This is a genomic window from Kitasatospora sp. NPDC059462 (genome assembly GCF_042749955.1).
Lineage (GTDB): Bacteria > Actinomycetota > Actinomycetes > Streptomycetales > Streptomycetaceae > Kitasatospora.
In genome coordinates this window covers 1-10,462 of sequence record NZ_JBHYUU010000239.1, presented here as the reverse complement: position 1 = coordinate 10,462, position 10,462 = coordinate 1, and the positions used below count along the sequence as shown (strand labels likewise).

The following is a 10,462-nucleotide window of genomic DNA, read 5'->3' as shown; positions in this document are numbered from 1 at the left end:
GGACGCTTCCATCAGGCGGCTTTCACACCGGCCCTCCGGGCGCTTCGTTCTTTCGTGTTTCCAGCTTATCAGATGTTTTCCGCTCCGTTTTCCGGCGCTTCCTTCATCCAACTCGCTGGCGTCTTCTGCGGCTTGACGCCCCGTCCGACGTTTCAAACTCTAGCCGATCCCCGCTCCGAAAAGCGAATCCGGCCGCAACCCTTGAAAACAGGCACACCGAATAAACCCTGAGCCGGAACGCGTCGAAAAGACAACGAAGCGCCTCGGCCCGTAACCGGGAAGAGGTGGTGTTTCAGAGGATTGGCTACCCCGGGACCGTCCGCGCCGATGCGTGTCCGGTGCTCCCAGCCAGGCAGCTCGAAGAACACTAGACCTCTTGGGTGGCCGAGTCAAGAGCCGGCCTCCGTTCGGGGGACTCCTCGTCGGCCGGCAGCTGGAAGGCGAGGACGGCGACGTCGTCGTCGTGCTCGGAGGTGACGCCCATCGCCCGCAGCAGGCGGGCGCAGATCACGTCGGGGGCGCCGACCGCGCCGGCGAGGGTGCGGGCGAGCTGGTCGAGGCCCTGGTCGATGTCCTCGTCGCGGCGTTCGACCAGGCCGTCCGTGTAGAGGACGCCGGTGGTGCCGGGCAGCAGCCGGAGGGTGTGCGAGAGGTGGACGCCTCCCCCGGTGCCCAGGGGCGGGCCGTTCTGTTCCTCGCTGCGCAGGACGGTGCCGTCGGGGCAGCGCAGCAGGATCGGGAGGTGGCCGGCGGAGGCGTAGCCGAGGGTGCGGCGCTGCGGGTCCCAGACGGCGTAGGTGCAGGTGGCGATCTGGTTGGCGTCGATCTCCATGGCGAGGCCGTCGAGCAGGCTCATCACCTTGTGCGGCGGGAGGTCGAGGCGGGCGTAGGCGCGGACGGCGGTGCGCAGCTGGCCCATGACGGCGGCGGCGCGCAGGCCGCGTCCCATGACGTCGCCGATGACCAGGGCGGTGCGGCCGCCGCCGATGGCGATGACGTCGTACCAGTCGCCGCCGACCGCGGCCTCGGCCCCGCCGGGCTGGTAGGTGGCGGCGACCCGGAGGTCGGCGGGCTGGTCGAGCTTCTGCGGGAGCAGGCTGCGCTGGAGGGTGACGGCGGCCTCGCGGTGGCGGCGCTCGGACTCGCGCAGCCGGGCCGCGGCGAGGACCTGGTCGGTGACCTCGGCGGCGAAGACGAGGACTCCGGAGGTCGGGTCGTCGCTCGTTGGAGTGGAAAGGGCGGGCACGCCGCCGGCCGGGGCCGGGCGGCCCGGGTCACGGGTGAGGGGGACGCAGGAGACGTTGTAGTAGCGGTTGCCGGTGAGGCCGAGGATGCAGCGGGCCTTGACGCTGCGGGGGCTGCCGCCGCGGATCACCTGGTCCATGAGGGGCAGGACGCCGAGGGTGCCGAGTTCGGGCAGGGCGTCGCAGGCGGGCAGACCGGTGGGGCGCTCGCCGAAGAGTTCGCGGTAGGCACGGTTGGCGTAGCCGAGCTGGTGCAGCGGGCCGTAGGTGACGGCGACCGGGGCCGGGATGCGGTTGAGGACCTCGCGGAGGTCCTGGGGCCGGTGGGGGTCGAGCACGCCGGTGGGGTCGAGGGCGTCCGGAGGCTCGGCCGGGCCGGCGGGCCCGGTGGGGTCGCGGGGGCCGGGGACCACGACCGCGTCGCCGGTCGGCGCGGCGCGGTCGGTGCCGGCCCCGTTCGGCGGGGTGGCACGCCACGGGACTCCGGTGAGCCGGGCGCTCCAGCGCATGAGGTTCAAACGACGGCCGCTTCCTCGGGTTCCAGACATATCATCACTTTTTGTGCACTCGTCAGCACACGGGGTAATGACTCGGTCGGGCCGATCCTGTCAGGCGGAGACCCGATTCAGGAAGTCGCCCGCGCCCGGCGTGGTCGTCCGGTCGGCCGGCGGGCCGTGTCCGTACTCCGAGCGGGCGGTGGCGGCGCGGGACCGCCGGGGCGGTTCACACCGGCCGCTCGTCGGCAGGTGCCCGCCGGTCGGGCCGGCCGAGCGGGACGACCTCGCGGGAGAAGAGCGCGCCCAGGGCCCAGTCCACCAGGATCCGCACCCGGCGCTCGCCGCTCGGCAGCCGGCGCAGGTGGCGGGCCCGGTGCAGCCACCAGGCCCGGCGGCCGGTGAGGCGTCCGCCGCGCCTGGTGTGGGCGACCGCCCGGCCGAGGCCCAGCGAGGTGGAACAGGCCGGTGCCCCGGGCCGGTACGCGACGATGCCGGGCGCGTGCGGGCCGCCGTCCAGCGCGACCAGCACGTTGGCGGCCAGCACTTCGGCCTGGGCGAAGGCGTGCTGCGCGTTCGGCGCACACGGCGCACCGTCCGCGTGCGGGTCGGGGACGGCGGCGCCGTCCCCGGCGGCCCAGGCGCCCGGCAGCGCGCGGCCGTCCGGGCCGAGCACCTGGAGGGTGGGCAGGCAGCGGACCCGGCCGGCGGTGTCCAGCGGCAGGTCGGTGGCGCGCAGCAGCGGGTTCGGGCGGACCCCGGCCGTCCAGACCAGGGTGCGGGCCGCGAACCGGCTGCCGTCGGAGAGCGCCATCACCCCGCCGGAGGCCGAGTCCAGGGTGGTGCGCAGCCGGACGTCGATGCTGCGTTCGCGCAGTTGGGCGAGGGTGTGGTCGGCGAGTTCGGGCGACTCCTCGGCGAGGATCCGGCCGGTCGCCTCGACCAGCACCCAGCGCAGGTCCTCGGGGGTGATGTTGTGGTGGCCGCGGACGGCGTACCGGGCCATGTCCTCCAGTTCGGCGAGCGCGCCGACGCCCGCGTAGCCGGCCCCGACGAAGACGAAGGTGAGCGCGGCCTGGCGGAGCGCTGGGTCACGGGTGGTGGCGGCCAGGTCGAGCTGTTCCAGGGCGTGGTTGCGCAGCCCGACGGCCTCGCCGACGGTGGAGAAGCCGCGGCCGTGCTCGGCCAGGCCGGGGACGGGCGCGGTGCGGGAGACCGCGCCGGGGGCGAGCACCAGGACGTCGTAGTCGAGTTCGACCGGTGCCGGTGGTTCGCCCGGGCCCGCGGCGTCGGCCCAGGCCCGGCGGGTGGCGTGCTCGATCCGGGTGATCCGGGCGGTGAGCACCTTGCACCCGGTGAGCTCGCGGCGCAGCGGTACGACCACGTGCCGGGGGTCGATGGTGCCGGCCGCGACCTCCGCGAGCAGCGGGTGGTAGGTGAGGTAGGCCTGCGGCTCGACCACCGTGAGGTGGACCTCGCCGCGGCGCAGCCGCTCGCGCAGGCCGCGCTGGAGGTGCAGCGCCGCGGACATGCCCGCGCACCCGCCGCCGACGATCAGGATCCTGATGGCGCACCTCCCGTCGATGGGGCCCGGAGCCCGCCGTCGACCGGGCATGCCCCCATCACGCCCCCCAATAAAGGGCCGTCGGCGCCGTCTTGTCCACCGTCCGTGCTGTGGCGGACGGGACCGGTGGTGCCGGGCGGGGACGGATGTGCTGCCGGGGTGAGTTTCTGACGCACTTTCGGCCTCCAACGGCGGTGAACTATGGTCGGATTGTGTGGCGGCGCGGCCAGTGCCATGTCAACTGGCGGCGACGCACCGTGGAGGGGCCATTACGGCCAGTTCTAGTGTTGGCGGGAGAACCCGACTGCGGGACCGTGATCCGGGGAAGGGTAGTTCCCGGACAGGGCCCCGGACGGGCGCCGGTACGCCGGACCGATCGCACCGATCGGACCGGCGGCGTCCGCCGGATCGGGGTCCGGGTGGTCTGCGCGTGACCGCACCCGCGGTCGGGCGTCACCCGGGCGGCACCATCAACGGCACGAGCGATGGGTCATCGGTCATTTCTTTCAGGCGTAGCTGCACCGGGGGGTGCAGGGGCGGGCGACGGCAGGGTCCGGGATCGGATGCCTGCGGGGGAGAGTTGGGATGATGGAACAGGAGCGACTGTTGGGGCGAGCGGGTGCGGCACACTCCGGCCAGGGCGTCGTGCCGGAGCAACGCGGGCCCGCCGAGGCGGCCGGGCCGCCCGGTGCGTCCGGTGCGTCCGGCGCCCCCGGGCCGGCCGGGACGGCCTACGCGGCCGTCCCGTACCGGGGCGGCGGCGAGACGGCACAGGCCGGCGGGCCGCCTTCGGGCGCGCGGCTGCGGGTCGACGCCCGCCGGAACCTGGAGAGCGTGCTGCGTGCGGCGCGCGAGGTGTTCGGCGAGTTCGGCTACGGCGCGCCGATGGAGGAGGTCGCGCGGCGGGCCGGGGTCGGCGTGGGCACGGTGTACCGGCGCTTCCCGAGCAAGGAGGTGCTGGTCCAGCGGATCGCGGCCGAGGAGGTCGCCTGGCTGACGGCCCAGGCGCGCGAGTCGCTGTACGGCGGCTCGGGGGCCTGGGAGGCGCTGGCCGGGTACCTGGCGCGTGCGGTGTCCACCGGCGCCGGGCGGCTGCTGCCGCCGGAGGCGTTCCAGTACGCCGAGGAGCTGGGGCGGGTGCCCGAGCAGCGCGCGCCGGAACCGGCCCTCGGGTTCGGTGCCGCGCGGCACGAGCCCCTGGGCGACGGGACGGCGGTCTCCGGCGGGTTACCCGGCTCCGGGACGGCGACGGCCGAGGCCGAGGCCGCGGCGCTGGTGGCCGACGCGGACCCGCGGCTGCTGCTGCAGCTGCTCGCGGCGCTGGTGGCGCGGGCGGGCGCGGCCGGTGAGCTCCGGCAGGGGGTCACCGTCGCGGACGTGGTGCTGGTGCTGACGGCGTCGGTGCCGGTGCACGCGTGGCGCGGTGCTCCGGCGGGTGCGGCGCCGGCCGGGCTGCCGGGCCCCGCCGCGACGGGCCCGGCGGGCGGGGACGCACCGCAGCAGGCCGGTGGACGGCCGGCGGACGGCCAGCCCGCCGAAGGGCCGTCGGACCGGCTGCTGCAGATCCTGCTCGACGGCCTGCGGGCCCGCTGAACGTCATCCCGCCCGGACGGCCACCGTCCGCTGCGGGCAAGGAGGTTGGTCGACCGGGCGACGGGCGGAAGCAGGTCGTGCGCCCGGCGCGGGCGGGCTCCGCCGGGGCGCCGCGCGGCGGGCGAACACATCCGCGACGGCCCCACGGAAGAGTGGGTCACGGCCGGTCCGGCTACCGCCCAACTCTGCGCTATGCCATCCTTTGCCCGTGGTTGGAGCCAATGTCCCGATGCGCGCCGTTCGCGCGCCCTCGGCGCCGTGCAGCGGGACCTCGTGCGCCCACGCACTCCTGCGCGCCCTGCCACACTACGGGGGCTGTCATGGAGTCTGGGGTCCGTTGTGAGCGCCGAGGAACAGAACGACTACGGGTACGGCCTCGACTTCGGGCGGTCCGCCGGAGCCGGACCCGACTGGGGACCGGACTGGGGTCCTGACGGCCCGAGCCCCGATCCCGGGGCGCCCGGCAGCGGGCCGGCGCCCGCCCCCCAGGTGTCCGGGCAGGTGCCCGACCAGGCCGGAATGCCCAGCCGCGAGACGCTCTCCGCCTCCGCCGCCGCCTTCCCCCAGGGCCGCGTCCCCGGGCAGGCCCCCGCCGGGCTGGGCGGCGTCACCCCGGAGGCCTTCGTCGGCACCGGAACCCCGGTACGCCCCACCGTGCCGGCGCCCGCCGATCCGGTCGACGGCGAACGGCCGCCCTCCGACGCCGAGTTGACCGCACTCGTGCGGGCCGGCGACGACACCGCGTACGAGGAGATCTACCGGCGGCACGTCGACTCGGTGCGCCGCTACGCCCGGACCTGCTGCCGCGACAGCTTCACCGCCGAGGACCTGGCCGGCGAGGTGTTCGCGCGCACGCTGCAGGCGCTGAAGGCGGGCAAGGGGCCGGAGTTCGCCGTCCGCGCCTATCTGCTGACCGCCGTGCGCAACGTCGCCGCCGCCTGGACCCGCAGCGAGCGGCGCGAGCAACTCGTCGACGACTTCAGCGTGTTCGCGCAGACCTCGGCCGCCGTCGTCGACCTCGACCTGGCCGACCCGGGCGCCGACGCCTGGGCGATGGCGATGGCCGACCAGCGCATGGTGATGCAGGCCTACGCCGAACTCCCCGAGGACGACCGGATGGTGCTCTGGCACACCGAGGTCGAGCGGGAGTCGCCCAAGACCGTCGCGGTGATGCTCGGCAAGACCGCCAACGCGACCGCCGTCCAGGCCCACCGGGCGCGTGACCGGCTCGCCGCCGGCTTCCTGCAGGCCCATGTCTCGGGCAGCCAGGACCGGGCCTGCGCGGCGTACGCCAACCGGCTCGGCGCCTACGCGCGCGGCTCGCTGCGCAAGCGGGCCTCGGCGGAGGTCGGGGGGCACCTCAAGGAGTGCGACCGGTGCACGGCCGCGTGCCTGGAGCTGTCCGAGATCAACCACGGGCTGCGCGCGCTGCTGCCCGGCGGGGTGCTGGTCTGGGTCGGCGTGGGCGGCTTCGGTGCCGCCGCGGCCGCCGTGGGCGGGGCGGCGGTGGTCGGCGGCGCGGCCGCCGGGACCGCGGCCGCCACGGCGGGGGGCACGGCGACGGGCGGTGCCGCCACGGGTGCCACGGGTGCCGCCGCGGGGGCGGCGTCCGGAAGCGCGGGCGCCGCTGCGGGGGGCACTGCGGGTGGAGCCGCGGGCGGGGGCGGCGCGGGTGCCGGGGCGGGTGCGGCCGGGGAGGGCCTGGGCACCGCCGCCAAGGCCGGCATCGCCGCCGCCGTCGCGGTGGCCGCGGCCGCCGTCGCCGCGTACGCGCTCACCGGCTCGCCCGAACCCAAGCCCCCGGTGGCCGCTCCCGCGGCGGCCGCCCCGGCCACGCCCGCGCCACCGGCCGCGGAGCCCGGGCCCGCCGCCGCGGAACCGGCGCCGCAGCCGGCTCCGGCGAGCGCCGAACCGGCCCCGGTGGAGGAGCCCGCCCCCGCGCCGTCGGCGCCCGCGGCGAGCAGCGCGCCGCCCAGGCCCGTGCCGCCGGCCGCGCCCGGCACCGCGCCGGCCGCCACCGCGGCGGCCTCGCCGACGCCCGCGCCGCCGAAGTCCACGACGGCACCGGCGACTTCGCCGTCGCCGTCGCCGTCCAAGGCGCAGCCCGCGCCCCCGGTGACGCCGCAGCCGAGCCTGCCGCCGCTGCCGACGGTGCCCGCCGTGCCGCTGCCCGAGCTGCCGACCCTGCCCGCGGTGCCCACGCCCGACGTGCCGGTGATCCCCACGCCCACCGTCGTCCCGTCCGTGCCGACGCCCAGCACGCCGCCGCCACCGGCCGACTTCTGGGCCGACAGCCTCCCGGTGATCAAGCCCGGCAACAACCGGGTGCCCCCGCCGCAGCCGGTCATCCGGCAGAAGGGGAGCGACTGGTTCTGGCAGCGGGACACCGTGGCGGTCGGCGGCGCCGAGCACCGGCACGGCATCAGCGTGCACGCACCGGCGACCACCCTGATCGACCTCAACCGCAGTTGCACGTCCTTCGACGCGGTGGCCGGGATGGACGACCTGAGCGTGACGCTCGGGGGCGTGGTGTTCTCGGTCCAGGGCGGCGACGGCCGGACGCTGTGGAGTTCGCGCACGCTGCGGGCGGGCGACCCGGCGGTGCCGGTGCACGTGTCGCTGGACGGGCAGAAGTCCATCCGGCTGGTGGTGACGCCGGCGAACGGCCTCTGGTCGGCGCTGAACATGGCCGACTGGGCCGAGGCCCGCTTCAGGTGCGTCTGACGCGGGCCCCGGGGCGGACGGCCTCCCCCTCCGCCCGGTCCGCTCAGACGGCGCAGGAGCCGTCCGCGCAGGCCTCGCCGGCCGGGGCGACCTGCACCGGGGCGGGCCGGCGCTCGCCGATCTCGGTGGCGACCTGCTCCAGCACCCGGCGGAAGGTCTCGGCCTCCTGGCCGCCCTGGACGGCCCACTTGCCCTCGAAGACGAAGGTCGGCACGGCGGTGATGCCCAGCTCGCGGGCCTCGGCCAGCTGCGCGCGGACCTCGGCGGTGCCCTCGTCGCCCGCGAGGTAGGCGGTCACCCGCTCGCGGTCCAGGCCCGCCCCGACGGCGACCTCGGTGAGCGCGGGGCGGTCGCCGACGTCCACGCCGTCGGTGAAGTGCGCCTTGAGCAGGGCCTCCTTCAGGCGGCCCTGGACGGCCGCGCCGTACTCGCTCTCGGCGAGGTGCAGCAGGCGGTGGCCGAGGAAGGTGTTGGCGTGCAGGGCGGCGTCGAAGTCGTAGGTGATGCCCTCGGTGAGGCCCAGCTCGGCCACCCGGGCGTCCATCGCGACGGACTGCGGGCCGTAGCGCTCGGCCAGCCACTCCCGGTGCGGGCTCGCGGTGGCCGGGGCGTCCGGGACCAGCTGGTACGGCCGGTAGACCACCTCGACGTTCTCCTTGCCCGCGAAGCCGTCGAGCGCCTGCTCGAAGCGGCGCTTGCCGATGTAGCACCAGGGGCAGGCGATGTCGGAGTAGATCTCGACCTTCATGACGGGGGCTCCAGGGAGGTGGGAAGGGGCGTGCGGTCCGAGATCGGTGAACGATGAACCATCTCGGGACATTCCCGGCGCCCCCGGCGCTCAGCCCTCGGGCGGGGCGGGGACGACCAGGACGGGGCAGGCCGCGTGGTGGACGACGGCGCTGCTGACCGAGCCCAGGAGGAGCCGGGTGAAGCCGCCGTTGCCCCGGGTGCCGAGCACCAGGGTGTGCTGGCGGGCCGAGGCGGCCAGCAGGACCTCGATCACGTTGCCCAGCACCACGTGCACCGACATCTCGGCCGTGCAGGGGTGGGGGCGGGCCTGCTGGACGGTGGCCACCGCGCGGCGCAGGCCGTCGGCCATCGACTCGACCAGGGTCTCCACGCTCTCCTGGACCAGCTCGGCCATCCCCGGCGGGTAGCCGGCGGGCGCCGGGTTGACCACGGCGAGCACGTACAGGGGCAGGCCGTGCACCTCGGCCTCGGTCATCGCCCGCTCCAGCGCCCAGAGCGACCCGTCCGACCCGTCGCACGCGGCGAGCACCCCCGGCGGCCGTCCCTGCGGCGGCCGCCCGTGCACCGAGAGCACGACGGGAACGGACGGATCAGGACTGGCACTGGTCACCAGGACCTCCGTGGGTGCGGGGAGAAGCGGGAGCGGCGCGGGACGGGGACGGGATGCCCCGCCATGATCGCCGCCCCGCCCCCGCCCGCCCCCGAGCCGCGCCGAACACGCCCCCGGGGCGGGGCCGCCGCACGGGACACCGGCTCTCCGCGCCCGGGCCCGGCGCCCGGAGCGGGAGCGAACGGCGGCTCAGCGGAAGCGGGTGGGGGTGAGCACGGGGTGGGCGGGGTGCGGCAGGCCGGTCCAGCAGGCGCCGTGGCGGCGGGCGCGGACGCGGCGCAGCCAGAGTTCGGTGGCCACCAGGTCGGCGAGACCGGCGAGGGCGGCGGGCGGGAGGGCGGCGGTCCGGTCGGTGGCGCGGGCGAGGGCGGCGCGGACGGCGGTCAGGTCGATGAGGCCGGCTTCCGCGAGCAGCGGGGCGTCGAAGAGTTCGGCCAGGCCGTCGGCGGCGAGCCGCAGGCCCGCCCGGGCGGGGGCGGTGCGGTCGGGGCGGGGCCCGCGGCCCCAGTCGGGCGGCAGGTCGGTGCGCCCGGTGCCGGCCAGGACGGACCGCAGCAGCGCGTGCCGGGCCCCGGGCTGGAGGCGGACGTCGTCCGGGAGCAACCGGGCGGCGCGCACCACCTGGTTGTCGAGGAAGGGCGCGTGCAGGCGCTGGCCGGGCTGTTCGGTGGCGTGCACCAGCGTGCGGAACCCGCGTGCGTGCCGGTGGAGGGCGTGCCGGGCCCGGTACGCGCCCGGGTGTTCGCCGGGCGCCGGTTCGCGCGCCGCCAGTCGCAGCCGCAGCGCGACGGCGGAGAGCGCCTCGTCGGACAGCCAGCGGGCGGCCGGCCCCGGCACGACCCAGGCGAGGTCGTCCGCCGAGCGGGTGCCCGCCGTGCCGCCGCCGTCGGAGGTCCGGCGCAGGGTCAGCTTCACGGCCGTGTCGTCGAGCGCCTCCGCCCACCGGCTGCGGGCCAGCCGGTGGGCGGCGCGCACCACGGTGAGCGGGGTCCGCAGCGCGCCCGCCAGGACGCCGGCGGCCGCCCGGTCGGCGCCGGCCAGCGCGGCCACCGGGGAGAGCAGTTCGCGCGACCGGCCGGCCCGGAGCAGGTCGGCCAGCCGGGCCGGGTGCCCGTCCAGGACGTGCCGGGCGCCGTAGCCGGTGAGGTGGTCGGTGCCGCCCGCCTCGAACCGGGCCCCGGCCCAGGCCGCGGTGACGAGTTCCGGCCCGGGCTCGTCGGTGAGCCGCCCGGCCGTCGGGTCGGTGCGCAGGTCCGCGTAGGGCAGGGTGTCCGGGCCGGTGGCGAGCACGGTGTGGCGCAGCCGGGGCACGTCCGGCGCCGGGACGGCGACCGGGCCCGCCGCCGCCTCGCCGGAGGTGACGGCGGCGACCGGTTCGGGGGCGGTCCGCAGCCGGGCCGCGGTGCGGGCCCAGGACCCCTTCACGGCCCCGGTGCGCACGACGGCCGGCCGGTCGGCGGCCGCGCCGGACCCGGCGGGCGCC

The 10,462-nt window shown here is 76.9% G+C and carries 7 protein-coding genes and 1 pseudogene; 3 read left to right on the top strand and 5 right to left on the bottom strand.

What is annotated here, in order from left to right; all coding sequences use genetic code 11:
• Window positions 1-231, top strand: a 231-nt coding sequence (locus tag ACFXAM_RS35020) for a hypothetical protein (RefSeq protein ID WP_380297524.1), incomplete at its 5' end; no start/stop codon positions are given.
• A 193-nt stretch (window positions 232-424) separates the two neighbouring features.
• Here ACFXAM_RS35020 and ACFXAM_RS35015 read toward each other — a convergent pair.
• Both ACFXAM_RS35015 and ACFXAM_RS35010 read right to left on the bottom strand, forming a co-directional pair.
• Window positions 425-1,762, bottom strand: a pseudogene (locus ACFXAM_RS35015) (PP2C family protein-serine/threonine phosphatase); the annotation flags it as partial.
• 205 nt (window positions 1,763-1,967) lie between these two features.
• Complete coding sequence (locus tag ACFXAM_RS35010; protein ID WP_380297523.1) at window positions 1,968-3,269, bottom strand: NAD(P)/FAD-dependent oxidoreductase; 1,302 nt, start codon at window positions 3,267-3,269, stop codon at window positions 1,968-1,970.
• A 621-nt stretch (window positions 3,270-3,890) separates the two neighbouring features.
• Here ACFXAM_RS35010 and ACFXAM_RS35005 point away from each other — a divergent pair.
• Window positions 3,891-4,895 (top strand): TetR/AcrR family transcriptional regulator, encoded by a 1,005-nt coding sequence (locus tag ACFXAM_RS35005; protein ID WP_380297521.1) that lies wholly within the window; start codon window positions 3,891-3,893, stop codon window positions 4,893-4,895.
• Between the two features lie 339 nt (window positions 4,896-5,234).
• On the top strand, window positions 5,235-7,619 hold the full coding sequence (locus tag ACFXAM_RS35000) for a sigma-70 family RNA polymerase sigma factor (protein WP_380297519.1): 2,385 nt from the start codon (window positions 5,235-5,237) through the stop codon (window positions 7,617-7,619).
• A 43-nt stretch (window positions 7,620-7,662) separates the two neighbouring features.
• Here ACFXAM_RS35000 and ACFXAM_RS34995 read toward each other — a convergent pair whose 3' ends face one another.
• The 3 genes from ACFXAM_RS34995 to ACFXAM_RS34985 form a co-directional block, all read right to left on the bottom strand.
• Window positions 7,663-8,367 carry a DsbA family oxidoreductase gene (locus tag ACFXAM_RS34995; RefSeq protein WP_380297517.1) on the bottom strand — a complete coding sequence of 235 codons (705 nt, stop codon included), beginning with the start codon at window positions 8,365-8,367 and terminating at the stop codon, window positions 7,663-7,665.
• 90 nt (window positions 8,368-8,457) lie between these two features.
• Window positions 8,458-8,979, bottom strand: a complete 522-nt coding sequence (locus tag ACFXAM_RS34990) for a universal stress protein (RefSeq protein WP_380297515.1) — start codon at window positions 8,977-8,979, stop codon at window positions 8,458-8,460.
• A 189-nt stretch (window positions 8,980-9,168) separates the two neighbouring features.
• The coding region (locus ACFXAM_RS34985; protein WP_380297513.1) for an asparagine synthase-related protein at window positions 9,169-10,462 on the bottom strand (1,294 nt) is incomplete at its 5' end.

Excerpts from the sequence above, each read along its gene's own strand:
- ACFXAM_RS35010 (WP_380297523.1), bottom strand. The coding sequence starts at position 3,269 with ATGTCCGCGGCGCTGCACCTCCAGCGCGGCCTGCGCGAGCGGCTGCGC.
- ACFXAM_RS35005 (WP_380297521.1), top strand. The coding sequence starts at position 3,891 with ATGGAACAGGAGCGACTGTTGGGGCGAGCGGGTGCGGCACACTCCGGC.
- ACFXAM_RS34995 (WP_380297517.1), bottom strand. The coding sequence starts at position 8,367 with ATGAAGGTCGAGATCTACTCCGACATCGCCTGCCCCTGGTGCTACATC.